An 18,565-nucleotide genomic window follows, 5' to 3' on the forward strand; every position below is an offset into this window, starting at 1 on the left:
TATGCTCAAGTTGAAAGAAGAACTCAGAAGAAGTGTGCAGTACTTTATTAAGAAGATGCCCTGGGCGTACCAGGACCGCATCTACTACTTCCACAAGTTCAGAAAGCTGCCCAATCTGCGTCAGCCAAAAGTGTTCAACGAAAAGGTGCTGTACCGTAAATTTGTCTATGGCGATTACCAGAACTACGGTCGTCTGTCGGACAAATATTCGGTACGCGAATTCATTGCTGAAAAAATCGGTAATGAGTACCTGATTCCGCTGGTACACGAAACCACTGACCCGACCACGCTGAACAGCTTACCGTGCTGGAAAGGGACGGTGATCAAGCCGAACCACGCCTCCAACATGGTGGAGATTCTGCTGGAAGAGCCAGACGCGCTGCGCAAACAGCAGATTATTCATGACTGCTATCGCTGGCTGAAAACCGATTTCGCTAACGAAGCGCGTGAGATCCACTATCGCTACATCAAGCCGCGCATTCTGGTTGAGAAGTACATTGGTGATGGCAAAAGCGCGCCGATTGATTACAAGTTTCATATGTTCAACAAGCGTGATGGCAAGTTCGAATATGTGTTGCAGGTGATCTACAACCGCTGCCAGCCGCTGCTGTCGATGAATTTCTATGTGAATAACCTCAACGAGGCGTTTCATAAGATTCGCGATACCGGTCTGGATGTCTCACCGATTCTGCCGTCACTGCAACATGCGCTCGATCTGAGCAAAAAGCTGGCCAGTGACTTCGACTACGTGCGGGTCGATTGGTATATCCATGAAGAACAGATCTATTTCGGTGAACTCACTTTCACGCCGGGTGCAGGCCTGGTGACCGGATTGGATCGGGGTTTAAACCAGATGATGGGAGATATGTGGATTCAGGACCGCCGCGGAACGCAGAGACCGGGCGTCACAGTGCAGGATGTTAATATCCCTGCCATGTTGAAGAAAGTTTAAGCACACACAGCAATGTAAAAAACCCCGCTTAGCGGGGTTTTTTATTGGGAAAAATCAGCACATTAAACGCGCATCATGACGCGCGCCCTCCATCAGGGCATCGGCCACTCAGCGGGCGCCTGACTCATTACGTCGATAAAGGCGTGCTTAGAGATTTCCATAAAGTTGTGCACGTTTTCCATGCTCAGGGTAATTCCCATCAGACCGGTAACAAACCAGCAGGTCATGCCCAAACCAATGCCGCCACACATGAATGCCATCACATGATGACTATCCTGACGCAGTTTGGTTTTCAGGGTGCTGGCGAAAAACATCATTACGGCGCTCAACAATTCCCAACGCATAACAAGAAGACTGGTGGTTAACGTAGCCATCGGCCGGACCTCAATATCAGTAAGTATTCCTGACAACCTGCGGACATCACCGGCGGCGGAAAAGCGTGTCAGGAAGTGCTTTAGCGCCGTCAACCCAGGTTCATAGTGTGACTTGGGTCACATTATATCACCCGATTTGAAATTTTGAACAAAATTTGACACTGGTATGGCAGGAAAGTGTTGCAGATTTGAACAGCAGGGGAAGCAGAGGCGATCAGGCGCGCCCGATGACGGGCGGCCTGGGCATTAGCGGACCGGGCAGCACTCGCCGGTGGTACGTTGGGTAAAGCTGGCCATGCTCTCTTTGCAGTCAAAGCTCAGCAGACGAGGGCGCTGAATCGCCTGACGACGCATGGTATGGCGATAGGCGGTAGGGGTTTGCGAAAACTGGCGGCGAAATACCCGCGAAAAGGTCTGCTGCGAGTCATAACCATACTGCATGGCAATATCAAAGACCGGACGCTGAGTCTGAGAGAGCGCCTCGGCAGCCAGCGTCAGGCGGCGTTCACGAATATAGCCACCCAGCGTCTGTTTCGTCACGGTACGGAACATACGCTGCAGGTGCCATTTCGAATAGCCCGATTTTGCAGCCACTTCATCAATGGACAGACTTTTGTCCAGATTCTGGTCAATCCAGTGCGTCAGGGAATGAATGATCTCTTCTTGCATCATGGCCTCATCCTTCTGGTGCTTAATTAGCGATAATGGGAGTTTAGTCGTTTTGATGGGATGCGAGTATAATTCCTCAAGTTAACTTGAGGTAAAGAGCCAGATGAAAAAAGATCGCAACTACCCCAAACCGGTATTAACGCCGGGCGAAGTGGCGCGCCGCAGCGGTGTCGCGGTGTCTGCGCTGCATTTTTATGAAACCAAAGGGCTGATTTTCAGCACCCGCAACGGCGGTAATCAGCGACGCTACAGCCGTGACGTGCTGCGCCGCGTCGCCATCATCAAGATTGCACAACGCATTGGCATTCCTCTGGCGACGGTCAGCGACAGCCTGGAGCATATTCCGGCCAATAAGCGGATGTCGGCCCCGGAGTGGGATGCATTGACCCAGCACTGGCGTGAGGAGCTGGACAAGCGCATCGAAACCCTGACCCGACTGCGTAACGATCTGGATGGCTGCATCGGCTGTGGCTGTCTGTCGATGCGTGATTGTCCGCTGCGCAATCCCGGCGACCGGCTCGGCCAGCAAGGATCGGGTGCGGTGCTGCTCGACCCGGAACAGGACGATAAACATCCGGACGCTGGGTGAGGTCTATACTGGTGGAAGGTCAACACACAGGGAATCATGATGATCACTGTTCACCATCTTGAGCAATCGCGCTCGCATCGGGTGCTGTGGCTGCTGGAAGAGCTGGAAGTGCCGTACCAGATCAAACGTTATCAACGCGAGCCCACCATGCTGGCGCCCGAGGCGCTGAAAAAAGTGCATCCGCTGGGTAAATCACCGGTGATTACCGATGAAAACCGGGTGGTGGCCGAATCGGGCGCCATCCTGGAGTACCTGGAGGAGAAATACGATCACGAATTTCGGCTGAAGCTCAGTGATGAAGAGGCGCGGCTGCAGTCGCGTTACTGGCTGCACTATGCCGAGGGATCGCTGATGCCGCTGCTGGTGATGAAGCTGATCTTCGGACAGATGGGGAAAGCGCCGGTGCCGTGGCTGCTGCGTCCGGTGGGCGCCGCGTTTGGCAAAGGGGTACAGAAAGCCTGGCTGGACAAGCAGCTGCAACCGCATAAGAAGATGATTGAACAGCATCTGGCGGCCAATCCTTGGTTTGCCGGGCAGCGTTTCAGCATTGCCGATATACAGATGAGCTTCCCGCTGCTGGCGCTGGCGCAACGCGCCGGGCTGGAGCAGATGCCCGCCAGTGAGAAATGGCTGCAAACCGTCCAGCAGCGCGCCGCCTGGCAGCGGGCTATCGATCAGGGCGGTGAGCTTTCCCTGCCAGGTTAATCCTCTTTGCTGGCGCACCGTTTTTTCGCCCGGTGACGCCAGCCTCTCCGCAGTAAAAAAGGCCTGTAACTTCAAGGTGTCAGCCGCGCGCGATAGCCTTTGTCCTGCCAGGCTGTAGGGCTGTTACCTGATCTTTGTGCTGAATAATGTCTTCCAGCCAGTTGAAAATGTGCCGCTAAACGCCGGATAATCGTTTGCCTTTTTATCTGGCGGTCCTTTGACTGCCAACTATCTGCGGCAAGGTAAACGTTTGCCTGACGGGCTTATTCCGTCAGCGCGCCCGGATTACCCGCTTATTTCAGGGACAGCGACGGTCGCAGAGCGATCCACACAACAAAAAATCTTTGAGGCTCAACTATGTCAATTGAATCACGCCCGGCCAGTGGAAAACTGGACGCCTGGTTCGCGATCTCGGCGCGCGGCAGCAGCGTGCGCCAGGAAATTCTGGCCGGACTGACCACCTTTCTGGCGATGGTCTATTCGGTGATTGTGGTGCCGGGGATGCTCGGTAAAGCCGGTTTCCCCCCAACGGCGGTCTTTGTCGCGACCTGTCTGGTCGCCAGCTTCGGCTCAATCCTGATGGGGCTGTGGGCCAATCTGCCGATGGCGATTGGCTGTGCCATCTCGCTGACTGCCTTTACCGCTTTCAGCCTGGTGCTGGGCCAGCACATCAGCGTACCGGTCGCGCTTGGCGCGGTATTCCTGATGGGGCTGCTGTTTACCCTGATTTCGGTCACCGGCATCCGTGCGTGGATCCTGCGTAACCTGCCGATGGGCGTGGCGCACGGTACCGGCGTCGGGATTGGCCTGTTTCTGCTGCTGATTGCGGCGGATGGCGTCGGGCTGGTGATAAAAAATCCGGCACCTGGCTTGCCGGTGGCGCTGGGCCAGTTCGCCACGTTTCCGGTGATCATGTCACTGCTTGGGCTGGCGGCGATTTTTGGCCTGGAAAAACGGCGGGTGCCGGGCGGCATTCTGATGACCATTATCGCCATTTCGCTGCTCGGACTGATCTTTGACCCGACGGTGAGCTACAAAGGGTTATTTGCGCTGCCCAGCCTGCGTGACGCCAGCGGTCAGTCGCTGGTGTTCAGTCTGGACATCATGGGGGCGTTGCAGCCGGTGGTGCTGCCAAGCGTACTGGCGCTGGTGATGACCGCCGTGTTTGACGCCACCGGCACCATTCGCGCGGTCGCGGGCCAGGCTAACCTGCTGGATAAGCAGGGACAGATAATCAATGGCGGCCGCGCATTGACGACCGATTCGGTCAGCAGCCTGTTTGCCGGCCTGGTCGGTGCCTCACCTGCGGCGGTCTATATCGAATCGGCAGCCGGAACAGCGGCGGGCGGCAAAACCGGCCTGACCGCTATCGTGGTCGGCCTGCTGTTCCTGGTGATTCTGTTTATGTCGCCGCTGGCCTGGCTGGTTCCGGCCTACGCTACCGCGCCGGCGCTGATGTATGTCGGCCTGCTGATGCTGAGTAACGTGGCGAAAATCGACTTCAATGATTTTGTCGATGCGATGTCTGGCCTGTTAACCGCGGTGATTATCGTGCTGACCTGCAACATCGTTACCGGCATTATGATCGGTTTTGCCTCGCTGGTGGTGGGCCGTATTTTTGCCGGCGAGTGGCGCAAGCTGAATGTCGGCACGGTGGTGATTGCCGTCGCGTTAGTGGCATTTTACGCCGGAGGCTGGGCGATCTGACTGTTCAACCGGACGTGCAGGCGTGCGTCCGGTATTTTTCACTTTTTTCCCGCCCGCCGCACGCGTAGCTGACCCTTCAGAGTTCGGTTTGTTTTACACTTTAGCGCTCAAACAATGATTGAAAGATAACGACGCCTAAGGAAAGCATGGAAATCTTTTTTACTATTCTCATCATGACGCTGGTCGTGTCGCTCTCTGGCGTCGCGGCTCGCATTCTGCCTTTTCAGATCCCGTTGCCGCTGGTACAGATCGCCGCTGGCGCGCTGATGGCCTGGCCCAACTTTGGTCTGCATGTTGATTTTGACCCGGAACTGTTTCTGGTGCTGTTTATCCCGCCGCTGCTGTTTGCCGACGGCTGGAAAACGCCCATCAGCGAGTTCCTGCATCATGGCCGGGAGATTATTGGCTTAGCGCTGGTGCTGGTATTGATCACCGTGGTCGGGATTGGCTATCTGATCTACTGGATGGTGCCGGGCATTCCGCTGATTCCGGCCTTTGCGCTGGCGGCGGTGCTGTCACCGACCGATGCCGTGGCGCTCTCCGGGATTGTCGGCGAAGGCCGCATTCCGAAAAAAATCATGTCGATCGTGCAGGGCGAAGCCCTGATGAACGACGCATCTGGCCTGGTGTCGCTGAAGTTTGCCGTCGCGGTCGCGATGGGCACCATGGTGTTCACCTGGGGCGGAGCCAGCGTCGAATTTTTGAAAGTCGCGATTGGCGGTCTGATCGCCGGTGTGGCGGTCTGCTGGCTCTACGGCAAATCACTGCGCATCCTCAGCCGCTGGAGCGGTGACGATCCGGCCACCCAGACCGTGCTGCTGCTGTTACTGCCGTTCGCCTCTTATCTGATTGCTGAACACCTCGGCGTGTCGGGTATCCTGGCTGCGGTCGCAGCGGGCATGACCATCACCCGTTCCGGCATTATTCGTCAGGCACCGCTGGCGATGCGTCTGCGCGCCAACAGCGTCTGGCAGATGCTGGAATTCGTGTTCAACGGCATGGTGTTCCTGATGCTGGGCCTGCAGCTGCCAGATATCCTGCAAACCTCGGTGGACCAGGCGAATGCCGATCCTAACGTCGAGCTGTGGATGCTGTTCGCCGACATCAGTCTGGTCTATCTGGCGCTGATGCTGGTGCGTTTTGGCTGGCTGTATATCATGCAGCGCTTCAGCAAACGTCTGCTGAAGAAAAAGCCACTGGAGTTCTCCAACTACTCGCTGCGTGAACTGCTGATCGCCTCGTTTGCCGGGGTCCGCGGGGCAATTACGCTTGCTGGTGTGTTATCGATTCCGCTGTTCCTCAGCAATGGCGACCCTTTCCCGGCACGCTATGAGCTGGTCTTTATCGCCACCGGGGTGATTCTGTTCTCGCTGCTGGTCGGCGTGGTGATCCTGCCGATTCTGCTGCGCGGCATCGATACCATCGATAAAAGCGCACAGCGCCGCGAGCTGCAAAATGCCCGTGCGGTGATGGCCAGCGTGGCGATTGAGAGCCTGCATAAGATGGAAGCGCGACTGGAGAATGAGTCGGATCAGAATATCGACCCGGAACTGCTGAAAGAGGTGAGCCTGCGGGTGATTGGCAACTTACGTCGCCGCGCCGAGGGCAAGAACGACCTTGAACATGCGCTGTTCGCGGAAAACCTGGAGCGCCGCTTCCGCCTGACCGGCCTGCGTGCCGAACGGGCCGAGGTCTATCACCTGCGCGCCACTCAGCAGATCTCCAACGAGACGATGCAGAAGTTACTGCACGATCTCGACCTGCTTGAAGCGTTACTGATCGAAAAAGAAGAGTAATACCCGGCCGGCACGCTGCGCAGCTGTTGCAGCGTGCCGCTGGCTCACACCGACAGGCGCGGTACCCGATCGGGCCAGTGTTCGCGGCAGCAGTCAATCCACGCCTGAGCACTACGCGACAGATAATTCCCTTCACGCCAGATCAATCCCAGGCTCCACTTCAGCTCCGACTCCAGCGGCAGCCACAGCAGCGACTGCTTATCGAGACGCTGACAGATCGGCTCCGGCAGAATCGCCAGCCCCATTTCCGCCTGTACCATCGCCGCCAGAAAATCCCACTGACCGCTGCGCACCGCCACCGTTGGCGTCAGGTTCTGTCGCTGGAACGCCTGCATCAGCTGACGATTGAGCGAAAACTCCTCATTGAATATCAGCAACGGATGCTGCGCCAGTTCGGCCAGCCCTATCTGGCTGCGGCTCAGCCATTCCGGCCGACGCGGCAGCAGCACGCAGAGCGGATGATGCATCAGTGGCAGAGTGTTGAGCGGCAGGTCGGCATCGACCGGCAGCGCCGTCAGGGCGATATCGAGGCTGCCAGCCAGCACCGCCTGTTGTACCGTCAGACCGCCAAACTCAGAGATTTTCAGCTTCACGCCGGGATAGCGACGACGAAAGGCGGAGATCGATCCGGCAATCTGCATCCCGACCATCGGCGGAATACCGAGCCGCAGTTCACCGGTCTTCAGCTGGTTAATGTCGCCAATCTCCGCTTCCAGTTGATGAAACTCCTGCAGAATCGCCACGCCACGCTGATAGACCGCCTGACCACTGTCGGTCAGGTGCAGGCGACGACCATCACGCAGAATCAGGGTACAGCCCAGCTCCTCCTCCAGCTGGCGCAGCATTTTGCTGATGGTCGGCTGGGTGACGAACAGTTTTTGCGCGGCGCGGGTGAAACTCTGCTGGCGGACCACCTCGGTAAAGTAACGCAGGGCACGAACGTCCATAACTATTCCTTTCAGGCATGATTTCAATAATATTAATTCATTTTTTTCACTCTCTGTCGGCGATTTATACTGTTCCCCTGAATTTAATCGGGGAGAAAAGGTGATGGCACTCGCGCTCAGTTCACACAGGCCCGGCCGGTTGCAGTGGCTCAGCCTGCCGTTACAGCTGGGGTTGTATATCGGTGTGTTTGTTGCCTGTCAGCAACTGGTCAACTGGCTGCATCTGCCGTTGCCCGCCAATATTGTCGGTATGCTGCTGATGCTGGCGTTAATCGTCACGCGGGTGCTGCCGCTGAGCTGGGTTAAAGCGGGCTCCCGCTGGCTGCTGGCGGAGATGCTGCTGTTCTTTATTCCGGCGGTGGTGGCGGTGGTGAACTACGGTGATCTGCTGCGGGTTGATGGCTGGCGCATCTGCGTGGTGATTGGCGTCAGTACGCTGCTGGTGCTGGCCTCGACCGCGCTGGTGGTCGATCGGCTTTACCGTTACGAAGTCGCGCGTGCCGCGCGTAAGCAGGGCAACGATGCGTGATCTGATGGTCAGCCTGCTGTGCGTGGCGGTCACGCTGCTGGTTTATGCGCTGAATAAACGGCTTTATCGCCGCTGGCGCACGCTGCTGTTAATGCCGCTGGTGATGACGCCCGTGGTGCTGGTGGCGCTGCTGCTGCTGACCCACATCAGCTGGCAGGATTATATTGCCGAAAACCACTGGCTGCTGTGGCTGCTGGGACCGGCAACGCTGGCGTTTGCGGTACCGGTATATGAGAACGTGGCCATCATCAAACGCCACTGGCTATCGCTCAGCGCGGGCGTGTTAACCGCTACTCTGGTCGCCGTCTGCAGTTCAGTCTGGCTGGCGCGTCTGTTAACGCTGCCGGAGTCGATTCAGCGCAGCCTGGCGGTGCGCTCCATCACCACGCCGTTTGCGCTGGCGGCGGCGGGGCCGATTGGCGGTCAGCCGGATCTGGTGGCGCTGTTTGTGGTCATCACCGGGGTGTTTGGCATGGCGGTAGGTGATGTGCTGTTTCTGCGGATTGCGATTAAGCAGGGCGTGGCAAAAGGCGCGGGATTCGGCGCAGCCTCGCACGGTGCCGGTACGGCTCGCGCCTATCAGCTCGGTCAGCAGGAGGGCGTGGTCGCCAGTCTGGTGATGATGCTGTCCGGCGTGGTTACCGTGGTGCTGGCGCCGCTGATCGGCCATCTGATGTGGGCGATATAGTCCAGACTGCGTTACGCAGGCGACGGCGGGCGTCCTGAATGAGACACGTATTTTTACGTAAAGTTTTCCAGATTTTGTTGTTTCCCCATTTCAGGCTGTTAACCTTGCCGCCGAATTAATTGTCCTTCATGGAGTGGAATCATGTTTAAGCAACTTGTTACCGGGAGCGCACTTGGCCTCGTTTTACTGAGCGGTGCAGCACAGGCTATCGAAGGCAGTGTTGACGTCAGCGAGCACAACACCAACCTGAATGTAGGTCTTGGCACCACCACACCCGGCCTGTTTCTGAAAGGCAACTGGCTGCGCAGCGACCATGACGGCAGCACCTACGGTGCCGGTCTGGGTTACAACGTTGATTTCGGACCTCTGCGTCTGGCGCCGACCGCAAAAGCGATCTTCACCCATCCTGAAGATGGAAAAGATGGATTTGCGGTGGCGCTGGGTGGCGCAGCGCAATACAACTTCAACAGCATGTGGGGTCTGTATGGCGAATATTACTATGCGCCAGAATCGTTTACCGATCAGCTCGACAGCTACCAGGAAGCGGGCGGTGGCCTGAGCTTCACCCCGATTTCACTGCTTAACCTGCGCGTCGGTTATCAGTACATCGAACTGAACAACAAAGATGGCCGTAAAGATAACGTACTGGTCGACGGTCCGTACGTCGGCGCTTCGCTGCGTTTCTGATTCTGCCGATCAAGAGAAAAGGGCGGCACCCTGAGGGGTGCCGCCCTTTTTTTATCTCGCGCTTAACCGGAACCTAGTGCGCTCTGCCCTGATCGATACCGGAGCCGGTCTGCGAACGGATAAACTGCATCCGGAAGCGTGAACGCTCCTCGGCTCCCTGCTGCGAGTGATCGGTGACCGAGAACAGCCAGGTGCCGATAAAGGCAATCGCCATTGAGAACAGCGCCGGATACTCATACGGATAGATCGGCTTAGCATGACCCAGCACCTGCACCCAGACGGTCGGGCCGAGGATCATCAGCACCACGGCGGTAATCAGCCCCAGCCAGCCACCGACCATCGCGCCGCGCGTGGTCAGTTTTGACCAGTACATCGACAGCAGAATAATCGGGAAGTTACAGCTGGCGGCAATTGAGAAGGCCAGGCCCACCATGAACGCGATGTTCTGCTTCTCAAACAGGATACCCAGCGCAATCGCCACAATCCCCAACACCAGCACGGTGATCTTAGAGACCCGCAGCTCATCACGTTCGCTCGCCTGGCCTTTACGGTAGACGCTGGCGTAGAGGTCGTGCGAAACCGCCGAGGCACCGGCCAGGGTTAAGCCCGCGACCACCGCCAGAATAGTGGCGAAAGCCACTGCCGAGATAAAGCCGAGGAAGGTACTGCCGCCCACCGCGTTGGCCAGATGCACCGCCGCCATATTGGTGCCGCCAATCAGCGCACCGCTGGCATCTTTAAACGCCGGATTGGCACCGACCAGCAGGATCGCGCCAAAGCCGATAATAAAGGTCAGGAAGTAGAAATAGCCCATAAAGCCGGTGGCCCAGAAAACGCTTTTACGCGCCTCTTTGGCATCGGCGACGGTAAAGAAGCGCATCAGGATATGCGGCAGGCCGGCGGTACCGAACATCAATCCCAGCCCCAGCGACAGCGCCGAGATCGGATCTTTCACCAGCCCGCCCGGCTGCATAATCGCGATGCCTTTCGGGTGGACCGCCATCGCTTCGGTAAACAGCGTATTGAAGCTGAAGCCGGTGGTTTTCATCACCATCACCGCCATAAAGGTGGCACCAAACAGCAGCAGCACCGCCTTGATAATCTGCACCCAGGTGGTCGCCAGCATGCCGCCAAACAGCACATACATCACCATCAGAATGCCGACCAGCACCACCGCCACATGGTAATTGAGGCCAAACAGCAGCTGAATCAGTTTACCGGCACCGACCATCTGGGCGATCAGATAGAGCGCCACCACCACCAGCGAACCACAGGCGGACAGGGTACGGATCGGTTTCTGCTTCAGGCGATATGAGGCCACGTCGGCGAAGGTGTAGCGCCCAAGGTTACGCAGCCGTTCGGCGATCAGGAACAGAATCATCGGCCAGCCGACTAAAAAGCCGAGCGAGTAGATCAGGCCGTCATAACCGGAGGTATAGACCAGCGCCGAAATACCGAGAAACGAGGCGGCAGACATAAAGTCGCCTGCCATCGCCAGGCCATTCTGAAAGCCGGTAATGTTGCCGCCAGCGGTGTAATAGTCGCTACGCGAACGGGTGCGCTTTGACGCCCAGTAAGTAATGCCCAGCGTGGCACCCACGAAAATCACAAACATGATGATCGCCTGGTAGTTGACCGCCTGACGCTGCACCGCGCCGGTAATCGCATCGGCGGCCAGCGCCGAAAACGGCAGCAGCGCCGCCAGCATCCATAAGCAGAGACGTATCATGATTTCACCTCGCTCAGGATCGCTTTGGTCAGGCGATCAAACTCGCCGTTGGCGCGCCAGACGTAAATGCCGGTCAGCACAAATGACATCACAATCAGTCCGACGCCAATAGGAATACCGCGGGTAACGTTGGTGCCGGGATGGAGCGGCGTGCCGAGCCAGCCCGGCGCGAAGGCGATCAGCAGGATAAATCCGACATAGAGCACCAGCATGATCAGCGACAGCAGCGTGGCAAACGCCTGACGCTTACGAACTAACTCATGAAAGCGGGGATTACGTTCAATCTGTTGGTAGATTGCATCCTGTTTCGAAAGGGCGTCATTCATCACATTTTCTCCAGAGGTCTTGCAGGCGTAAACCTCACGCCTGGGCGCGGGTTCGGCTGGTAATTTTATTTGTGACTACAGAAACACACTGCGTAGGGCGGGCATGGCGGGAAATGATCTTCCCGCCGGATAAGGTGCGCTTACGGCATTTTGATCGACTGTTTCTCCTCAAGCAGTTTTTCCACTACGCCAGGATCGGCGAGGGTCGAGGTATCGCCAAGATTGGTGGTATCACCGGTGGCGATTTTGCGCAGAATACGGCGCATGATCTTGCCGGAGCGGGTTTTCGGCAGCGAGTCGGTCCAGTGCAGCACATCCGGGGTGGCAATCGGGCCGATCTCTTTACGTACCCAGTTACGCACTTCGGTGTACAACTCCGGCGACGGCTCTTCGCCATGATTCAGAGTGATGTAAGCGTAAATCGCCTGGCCCTTGATGCTGTGCGGAATGCCCACCACCGCGGCTTCGGCAATTTTCGGGTGCGACACCAGCGCTGACTCAATCTCAGCGGTGCCCAGACGGTGGCCGGAGACGTTGAGGACGTCATCTACCCGTCCGGTGATCCAGTAATAACCATCCTCGTCACGACGCGCGCCGTCACCGCTGAAGTAGACATTCTTAAAGGTAGAGAAGTAGGTCTGTTCAAAGCGCTCATGGTCGCCATACAGCGTACGCGCCTGACCCGGCCAGGATTCAGTGATCACCAGATTGCCTTCACAGGCCCCTTGCTGCGGCTGGCCTTCATTATCGACCAGCGCTGGCTGCACGCCGAAGAAAGGTTTGGTGGCCGATCCCGCCTTGAGTTCGGTCGCACCCGGCAATGGCGTGATCATGAAGCCACCGGTTTCAGTCTGCCACCAGGTATCGACGATCGGGCAGCGGCTGTTACCGATTTTCTTGTAGTACCACTCCCAGGCTTCCGGGTTAATCGGTTCACCGACCGAACCCATGATGCGCAGCGTGCTGCGGTCGGTGCCCTGAATCGCTTTATCGCCTTCGGCCATCAGGGCGCGGATAGCGGTCGGAGCGGTGTAGAGCAGCGTCACCTTGTGCTTATCCACCACTTCCGCCATGCGGCTCGGGGTCGGCCAGTTCGGCACGCCTTCAAACATCAGCGTGGTCGCGCCACAGGCCAGCGGGCCGTAAATCAGGTAGCTGTGACCGGTGATCCAGCCGACGTCAGCGGTACACCAGTAGACGTCGTCCAGATGGTAATCGAAGACAAATTTAAAGGTAGTGGCAGCGTAAACCAGATAACCGCCGGTGGTGTGCAGCACCCCTTTCGGCTTGCCGGTCGAGCCTGAGGTATAAAGGATAAACAGCGGATCTTCCGCCCCGACTTCAGCAGGAGAGTGATTGGTACTGGCATTCAGCATCAGCTCATGCCACCAGCTGTCGCGGCCTTTTACCCAGCCGATATCACTGCCGGTGCGCTGAAACACCACCACGTTCTTCACGCTGGTAACGTTAGGATTTTTTAACGCATCATCGACGTTCTTCTTCAGCGGGATGCTGCGTCCGGCACGAATCCCTTCATCGGCAGTAATCACCAGCGAGGCGCTGGAATCGACGATCCGGCCCGCCACCGCTTCCGGTGAGAAGCCACCAAAAATCACCGAATGGACGGCACCGATGCGCGCACAGGCCAGCATCGCTACCGCGGCTTCCGGTACCATCGGCATGTAGATCGCTACCACATCGCCTTTCTTCACCTTGAGTAATTCCAGCACGTTGGCGAAGCGACAGACTTCAGCATGCAACTGGCGGAAGGTCAGGGTCTTACTCTCGCTGGCGTCGTCGCCTTCCCAGATAATTGCCGGGTGGTCGCCGCGGGTCTGCAAATGCCGGTCAAGGCAGTTTGCCGCCAGGTTGAGCGTGCCATCTTCGTACCAGCGAATGTCAATATTTCCCGGCGCAAACGAGCAGTTTTTCACTTTGCTGTAAGGCTTGATCCAGTCGAGGATTTTGCCCTGTTCGCCCCAGAATGCATCCGGATCAGTGACAGATTGCTGATACATCGTCTGATACTGTTCAGCGGTAATCAGGGTGTTTGCTGCAATATTCTCTGGAACGGGATGTTTATGTATTTGGCTCATGGCGGATCTCCTTGAAGATGTTAATGATATGTCAATCAATGGTTAATTGAAGCCCGCCCTGAGGCTTTGTTTCTTTTTTGCGCCGTAGATCACGCGATAAACCCTGCGCGCGCCCGCGCGTCGATGACGACCGAATTGCGCTTAACTCCCTGCCGGTAATAGGGAATTAAGGTGTAACCTTTTGTGTTTTCCCGTGTTCAAAAAGCGAGCAAACGCGCCGGGTGAGTTTTTGCGCAATTCTGCATAGCTATGCGTTAATTCATCGAACTAATACTTTTCATAACAGCAGGTTAGGGATTTACGGCTGGCGCAGCATTTTATGCTACTCAGGTGGTGAACTTTTAAACGAAGACGCCAAGGGTTGCATTTACCACAGTGAAAATGGTACTTATCTCGCCCCTGTTCTGCAGGTATCAACTCAGACCGCGTCTGAAAATGGGTATGGGAATCATCAGATTTTCGTGCGAGGCGCTGTCTCCAAACACCCTCTAATTTACCGGGCTTTTTGCTCACTTCCCTGTGTGTATTGTCTTCTGCACCTTCGCAGTAGAGAGAAACGGGTTTTGACTGAGGAAATTACGCGTTATGAAAGGTTTTAAAATCAGCCTGGCCTGGCAGATTCTGATAGCCCTGGTGCTTGGCATCGTTGTGGGTGCCGTGCTGCATAATCAGCCAGACAATCGTGAATGGTTAGTCACCAATATTCTCAGCCCGGCGGGCGACATCTTTATCCATCTGATTAAGATGATTGTGGTACCGATTGTGATCTCATCACTGATCGTCGGCATTGCCGGCGTCGGCGATGCCAAAAAGTTGGGGCGCATCGGCGTCAAAACGATTCTCTACTTTGAAGTGATCACCACCCTTGCCATTGTGGTCGGGATTACCCTGGCTAACGTATTTCAACCTGGCACCGGCATCGATATGTCAACGCTGGCAACGGTGGACATCTCTAAATATGAAGCCACCACGGCAGAAGTGCAGGGCGGGCCGCATAGCCTGGTCGCCACTATCCTGTCGCTGATCCCGCAGAACATTTTCGCCTCGATGGCGAAGGGTGACATGCTGCCGATTATCTTCTTCTCGGTGCTGTTTGGCTTAGGCCTCTCATCGCTGCCGTCAGAGCAGCGCGATCCGCTGGTGAACCTGTTCCGTGGCATCTCAGAAGCGATGTTTAAAGTGACGCACATGATCATGCGGTATGCGCCGATCGGTGTGTTTGCGCTGATTGCCGTCACCATCGCGAACTTCGGCTTCGCCTCGCTGTGGCCGCTGGCTAAGCTGGTGCTGCTGGTCTACGCGGCGATTCTGTTCTTCGCCTTTGTGGTGCTGGGCGGCGTGGCGCGTTTCTGTAAGCTGCGTATCACCACGCTGATGCGCATCCTTAAAGATGAGCTGATTCTCTCTTACTCCACCTCCAGCTCGGAGACGGTACTGCCGCGCATCATGCAGAAGATGGAAGCCTACGGCGCGCCGAAAGCGATCACCAGCTTCGTGGTGCCGACCGGGTATTCGTTTAACCTGGATGGCTCAACCCTCTACCAGAGTATCGCTGCCATCTTTATCGCGCAGCTGTATGGCATCGACCTGTCACTGGGCGACGAGATTATCCTGGTGCTGACGCTGATGGTGACCTCGAAAGGCATCGCTGGCGTGCCGGGCGTTTCGTTTGTGGTCCTGCTGGCAACGCTGGGCAGCGTCGGTATTCCGCTGGAAGGGCTGGCGTTTATCGCCGGTGTCGACCGTATTATGGATATGGCGCGTACCGCGCTGAACGTCATTGGTAACGCCCTGGCGGTGCTGGTGATTGCCCGCTGGGAAAACCAGTTCGACGCTGAGCAGGCGAAAGAGTACGAACTGCAACTGCGGACTCAGACCGCCAGTTAATCACGCGGTTTAATAAAAAGGCTCAACGAAGGTTGGGCCTTTTTTGTTTCCGGCAAATGACTGTGACCGGTTCAACCGCACACCTTACCTGACACCTGACCTTGTCTCTTCTCTTTTCAAAAGCGATCCAAAAGTCCGCGGGAAGAAAAGGTTCACCCGAAGAGTAAAGCGTCCCGCGCCAGGGAAGGCGCGGGACGAGCGTCATGGATGACGAATGCGTCTTTACGATCGGGTGAATCTTTTCTGACCCGGCACCCGACCTGAAGCGCGCCTCCGGCACCCGCTCAGAGCTGGACACCTGCCCACCGGGATTCCCGTTTTATTTAATCCCCACCTCGCAGCAATAAAAAAAAGATCTCACCCCATGAATTAATCATTCGTTATGATAGTTCATCTATTGAATAATTTATTCCTATACGGAGCCTGCTATGAAAATTGACCTTAGCCAGATGATCACCGAAGGCCGTAATCCTGCCAGTCAGAACATTGACGAACTGTCGACCGAAGCGATGCTGCGCGTCATTAATGATGAAGATAAAAAAGTGGCGTTGGCGGTGGAAGCGATTGTGCCGCAGATCGCCACGGCGGTTGACGCTATCTGCGCGGCGTTCCAGGCCGGTGGCCGGCTGATCTATTGTGGTGCCGGCACCTCGGGCCGGCTGGGTATTCTGGATGCCAGCGAGTGCCCGCCAACCTTTGGTACACCGCGGGAACAGGTGATAGGGCTGATCGCCGGTGGTCATAAAGCCATTCTGCAGGCGGTAGAAAATGCCGAAGATAACCGGGAGCAGGGCGCGCAGGATCTGCGCGACATCCACTTCAGCCGCCAGGATGTGCTGGTGGGCATCGCTGCCAGCGGCCGCACCCCTTACGTGCTGGGTGCGCTGGCCTATGCTGGTGAGATTGGTGCCACCACCGTCGCGCTAACCTGTAATCCCGACAGTCCGATGTCGCAGGCCGCTGCAATCGCCCTGACGCCCGTGGTGGGGCCGGAAGTGGTCACCGGCTCGTCGCGCATGAAAGCGGGAACTGCGCAGAAACTGGTGCTGAACATGCTGACCACCGGTGCGATGATCCGCAGCGGGAAAGTCTACGGCAACCTGATGGTGGATGTGGAAGCGACCAATCAGAAACTGGTGCAGCGCCAGGTCAACATCGTCAAACAGGCAACCGACTGCGATGACGCCACTGCCAGCACCGCGCTGAACGCCTGTGGCGGCCACTGCAAAACGGCGATCCTGATGGTACTGGCCGGACTCACGGCGGAGGAAGCGAAAACGCTGCTGGGGCAACATCAGGGCTTTATCCGCCAGGCGCTGCAGGCGGCGGGAGCACGCTGATGGCGAAAATCACTGACGCGCTATTACGCGACATCCTGCAGGCGGTCGGCGGCGCGCAGAATATCGCGGCCTGCGGCAACTGCATGACACGGCTGCGGCTGACGCTCAGCCAGCCCGAACGGGTCGACCTCACCCGGCTGAAAAGCCTGCCGGGCGTGCTGGGGGTGATCGACAGTGACGCCCAGCTACAGATTGTACTGGGTCCTGGCAAAGCGCAGACCGCCGCCGAAAGGATGCAGACCTTACTGGCACAGAGCGAAGCGCCTGCGCTCGGCGAACTGGCCGCACAGCATAAGCAACAATTAAAGGCGAAACAGACCAGCGGCCTGCATCAGTTTCTGTCGCGCTTCGCCACTATCTTTACTCCGCTTATTCCGGGCTTTATCGGCGCGGGCTTACTGCTGGGTTTTGCCACCCTGATAGAACAGAGCCTGCACCTCAATACGCCAGGCGACCATGCACCGTGGCTGCTGCACAGCGTGGCTTACATGAAGGTATTCGGCAAAGGGCTGTTCACCTTTCTCAGCATCCTGATTGGCTATAACGCGCAGAAGGCGTTTGGCGGCAGCGGAGTGAATGGCGCGATCATCGCCTCACTGTTTGTGCTCGGCTATGTCCCGACCGCCACCGTCGGCTACTACAGCGGTATGGAGAGCTTTTTTGGCCTGACCATCGACCCGCGCGGCAATATCATCGGCGTACTGCTGGCGGCGATCATCGGGGCGGGCATTGAAAAGCAGATCCGCAAAATCATTCCGGATAATCTGGATATGATCCTCACCTCACTGTTTACGCTGCTGATCACCGGTGCAATCACCTACCTGCTGATTATGCCGCTGGGTGGCGAGCTGTTTAAAGGGATGTCCTGGCTGTTTATCCACCTGAATAACAACCCTTTTGGCTGCGCACTGCTGGCCGGACTGTTTCTGATCGCCGTGATGTTTGGCATTCATCAGGGGTTTATTCCGGTCTACTTTGCGCTGATGGAAACCCAGGGGTTCAATTCGCTGTTCCCGATCCTGGCGATGGCCGGTGCAGGCCAGGTCGGGGCCTCGCTGGCGTTATGGTGTAAGGCGGAAAAAGGAGCGCTGCTGCGGGCGCAAATCAAAGGGGCGATTGTTCCGGGGCTGCTTGGCGTCGGCGAACCGCTGATTTATGGCGTCACGCTGCCGCGCCTCAAGCCGTTTATCACCGCCTGTGGCGGCGGCGCGCTGGGCGGTTTCTTCATTGGCCTGGTGGCGTGGCTGGGCTTACCGGTCGGCATGAACACCGTGTTTGGCCCGTCCGGACTGGTGACGCTGCCGCTGATGACCTCCAGCCAGGGCATTTTTGCCGGCATGGCGGTTTATCTGGCGGGACTGGTGGTCGCGTGGACGGGCGGATTTTTTCTGACCTGGTGGTTTGGTACCCGCAACGTGGACCTCAGCTGACTCTGCGGCCCGCCGCGGCATTATTCTCCAGTCGTGCTAACGAATGAATAAAGGAAAAATTGTGAAAGCCGCTGCAAAGCGGCTTTTTTATTGCGGTTAATTAAGTCAAAACGC

Annotated in this window: 17 protein-coding genes; 11 read left to right on the forward strand and 6 right to left on the reverse strand. The window is 57.0% G+C overall.

Annotated features, from left to right (window positions below; genetic code table 11):
* The first annotated feature begins 1 nt into the window (after window position 1).
* Complete coding sequence (locus tag ACX3P5_RS01190; RefSeq protein ID WP_031375505.1) at window positions 2-952, forward strand: ATP-grasp fold amidoligase family protein; 951 nt, start codon at window positions 2-4, stop codon at window positions 950-952.
* A gap of 92 nt (window positions 953-1,044) precedes the next feature.
* Here the strand turns inward: ACX3P5_RS01190 and ACX3P5_RS01195 are convergent, their stop codons facing one another.
* Window positions 1,045-1,326 (reverse strand): YjcB family protein, encoded by a 282-nt coding sequence (locus tag ACX3P5_RS01195; protein WP_046288557.1) that lies wholly within the window; start codon window positions 1,324-1,326, stop codon window positions 1,045-1,047.
* 246 nt (window positions 1,327-1,572) lie between these two features.
* Window positions 1,573-1,998 (reverse strand): superoxide response transcriptional regulator SoxS, encoded by a 426-nt coding sequence (gene soxS, locus ACX3P5_RS01200; RefSeq protein WP_094122160.1) that lies wholly within the window; start codon window positions 1,996-1,998, stop codon window positions 1,573-1,575.
* Between the two features lie 100 nt (window positions 1,999-2,098).
* On the opposite strand from soxS, the gene soxR reads away from it, so the two are divergent.
* The 4 genes from soxR (at window position 2,099) to ACX3P5_RS01220 (ending at window position 6,792) form a co-directional block, all read left to right on the forward strand.
* Window positions 2,099-2,584, forward strand: coding sequence for a redox-sensitive transcriptional activator SoxR (gene soxR, locus ACX3P5_RS01205; protein WP_233985561.1), 486 nt, complete (start codon window positions 2,099-2,101; stop codon window positions 2,582-2,584).
* A 39-nt stretch (window positions 2,585-2,623) separates the two neighbouring features.
* Window positions 2,624-3,289 carry a glutathione S-transferase family protein gene (locus tag ACX3P5_RS01210; protein ID WP_233988232.1) on the forward strand — a complete coding sequence of 222 codons (666 nt, stop codon included), beginning with the start codon at window positions 2,624-2,626 and terminating at the stop codon, window positions 3,287-3,289.
* A 357-nt stretch (window positions 3,290-3,646) separates the two neighbouring features.
* On the forward strand, window positions 3,647-4,996 hold the full coding sequence (locus ACX3P5_RS01215; RefSeq protein WP_233985560.1) for an NCS2 family permease: 1,350 nt from the start codon (window positions 3,647-3,649) through the stop codon (window positions 4,994-4,996).
* Between the two features lie 146 nt (window positions 4,997-5,142).
* Window positions 5,143-6,792, forward strand: coding sequence for a Na+/H+ antiporter (locus ACX3P5_RS01220; RefSeq protein WP_458968177.1), 1,650 nt, complete (start codon window positions 5,143-5,145; stop codon window positions 6,790-6,792).
* Between the two features lie 44 nt (window positions 6,793-6,836).
* On the opposite strand, the gene ACX3P5_RS01225 is transcribed toward ACX3P5_RS01220, so the two are convergent.
* Entirely contained in the window at window positions 6,837-7,739 is a 903-nt protein-coding gene (locus ACX3P5_RS01225) for a LysR family transcriptional regulator (RefSeq protein ID WP_233985558.1), read from the reverse strand.
* Between the two features lie 103 nt (window positions 7,740-7,842).
* Here ACX3P5_RS01225 and ACX3P5_RS01230 point away from each other — a divergent pair, with 103 nt between their 5' ends.
* The 3 genes from ACX3P5_RS01230 (at window position 7,843) to ACX3P5_RS01240 (ending at window position 9,643) form a co-directional block, all read left to right on the forward strand.
* A complete protein-coding gene (locus ACX3P5_RS01230) occupies window positions 7,843-8,268 on the forward strand; it encodes a CidA/LrgA family protein (RefSeq protein WP_233985557.1) in 426 nt (141 codons plus the stop codon).
* Window positions 8,261-8,956: an LrgB family protein gene (locus tag ACX3P5_RS01235; protein WP_233985556.1), complete on the forward strand. Its 696-nt coding sequence runs from the start codon at window positions 8,261-8,263 to the stop codon at window positions 8,954-8,956. Before ACX3P5_RS01230 ends, ACX3P5_RS01235 begins: the two co-directional genes overlap by 8 nt.
* 141 nt (window positions 8,957-9,097) lie before the next feature.
* Window positions 9,098-9,643 (forward strand): YfaZ family outer membrane protein, encoded by a 546-nt coding sequence (locus ACX3P5_RS01240; RefSeq protein WP_031375496.1) that lies wholly within the window; start codon window positions 9,098-9,100, stop codon window positions 9,641-9,643.
* 73 nt (window positions 9,644-9,716) lie between these two features.
* On the opposite strand, the gene actP is transcribed toward ACX3P5_RS01240, so the two are convergent.
* The 3 genes from actP to acs form a co-directional block, all read right to left on the reverse strand.
* A complete protein-coding gene (actP, locus tag ACX3P5_RS01245) occupies window positions 9,717-11,372 on the reverse strand; it encodes a cation/acetate symporter ActP (RefSeq protein ID WP_233985555.1) in 1,656 nt (551 codons plus the stop codon).
* Window positions 11,369-11,698 (reverse strand): DUF485 domain-containing protein, encoded by a 330-nt coding sequence (locus tag ACX3P5_RS01250; protein WP_069729448.1) that lies wholly within the window; start codon window positions 11,696-11,698, stop codon window positions 11,369-11,371. Before ACX3P5_RS01250 ends, actP begins: the two co-directional genes overlap by 4 nt.
* A 140-nt stretch (window positions 11,699-11,838) precedes the next feature.
* A complete protein-coding gene (acs, locus tag ACX3P5_RS01255; protein ID WP_458968178.1) occupies window positions 11,839-13,794 on the reverse strand; it encodes an acetate--CoA ligase in 1,956 nt (651 codons plus the stop codon).
* 585 nt (window positions 13,795-14,379) lie between these two features.
* On the opposite strand from acs, the gene gltP reads away from it, so the two are divergent.
* From gltP to murP, 3 genes are all read left to right on the forward strand, one after another.
* Complete coding sequence (gltP, locus tag ACX3P5_RS01260) at window positions 14,380-15,681, forward strand: glutamate/aspartate:proton symporter GltP (RefSeq protein ID WP_233985553.1); 1,302 nt, start codon at window positions 14,380-14,382, stop codon at window positions 15,679-15,681.
* A gap of 428 nt (window positions 15,682-16,109) precedes the next feature.
* Complete coding sequence (gene murQ / locus ACX3P5_RS01265; protein ID WP_458968179.1) at window positions 16,110-17,021, forward strand: N-acetylmuramic acid 6-phosphate etherase; 912 nt, start codon at window positions 16,110-16,112, stop codon at window positions 17,019-17,021.
* Window positions 17,021-18,451, forward strand: coding sequence for a PTS N-acetylmuramic acid transporter subunit IIBC (murP, locus tag ACX3P5_RS01270; protein WP_233985551.1), 1,431 nt, complete (start codon window positions 17,021-17,023; stop codon window positions 18,449-18,451). The genes murQ and murP overlap by 1 nt, the downstream gene beginning before the upstream one ends.
* The last annotated feature ends 114 nt before the right edge of the window (window positions 18,452-18,565 follow it).

This window comes from Pantoea sp. S-LA4 (assembly GCF_054482835.1).

Excerpts from the sequence above, each read along its gene's own strand:
- ACX3P5_RS01190 (WP_031375505.1), top strand. The coding sequence starts at position 2 with ATGCTCAAGTTGAAAGAAGAACTCAGAAGAAGTGTGCAGTACTTTATT.
- ACX3P5_RS01230 (WP_233985557.1), top strand. The coding sequence starts at position 7,843 with ATGGCACTCGCGCTCAGTTCACACAGGCCCGGCCGGTTGCAGTGGCTC.
- ACX3P5_RS01250 (WP_069729448.1), bottom strand. The coding sequence starts at position 11,698 with ATGAATGACGCCCTTTCGAAACAGGATGCAATCTACCAACAGATTGAA.
- ACX3P5_RS01210 (WP_233988232.1), top strand. The coding sequence starts at position 2,624 with ATGATCACTGTTCACCATCTTGAGCAATCGCGCTCGCATCGGGTGCTG.
- ACX3P5_RS01225 (WP_233985558.1), bottom strand. The coding sequence starts at position 7,739 with ATGGACGTTCGTGCCCTGCGTTACTTTACCGAGGTGGTCCGCCAGCAG.
- gltP (WP_233985553.1), top strand. The coding sequence starts at position 14,380 with ATGAAAGGTTTTAAAATCAGCCTGGCCTGGCAGATTCTGATAGCCCTG.
- ACX3P5_RS01215 (WP_233985560.1), top strand. The coding sequence starts at position 3,647 with ATGTCAATTGAATCACGCCCGGCCAGTGGAAAACTGGACGCCTGGTTC.
- ACX3P5_RS01240 (WP_031375496.1), top strand. The coding sequence starts at position 9,098 with ATGTTTAAGCAACTTGTTACCGGGAGCGCACTTGGCCTCGTTTTACTG.
- ACX3P5_RS01220 (WP_458968177.1), top strand. The coding sequence starts at position 5,143 with ATGGAAATCTTTTTTACTATTCTCATCATGACGCTGGTCGTGTCGCTC.
- soxR (WP_233985561.1), top strand. The coding sequence starts at position 2,099 with ATGAAAAAAGATCGCAACTACCCCAAACCGGTATTAACGCCGGGCGAA.
- murP (WP_233985551.1), top strand. The coding sequence starts at position 17,021 with ATGGCGAAAATCACTGACGCGCTATTACGCGACATCCTGCAGGCGGTC.
- actP (WP_233985555.1), bottom strand. The coding sequence starts at position 11,372 with ATGATACGTCTCTGCTTATGGATGCTGGCGGCGCTGCTGCCGTTTTCG.
- acs (WP_458968178.1), bottom strand. The coding sequence starts at position 13,794 with ATGAGCCAAATACATAAACATCCCGTTCCAGAGAATATTGCAGCAAAC.
- ACX3P5_RS01235 (WP_233985556.1), top strand. The coding sequence starts at position 8,261 with ATGCGTGATCTGATGGTCAGCCTGCTGTGCGTGGCGGTCACGCTGCTG.
- murQ (WP_458968179.1), top strand. The coding sequence starts at position 16,110 with ATGAAAATTGACCTTAGCCAGATGATCACCGAAGGCCGTAATCCTGCC.
- ACX3P5_RS01195 (WP_046288557.1), bottom strand. The coding sequence starts at position 1,326 with ATGGCTACGTTAACCACCAGTCTTCTTGTTATGCGTTGGGAATTGTTG.
- soxS (WP_094122160.1), bottom strand. The coding sequence starts at position 1,998 with ATGATGCAAGAAGAGATCATTCATTCCCTGACGCACTGGATTGACCAG.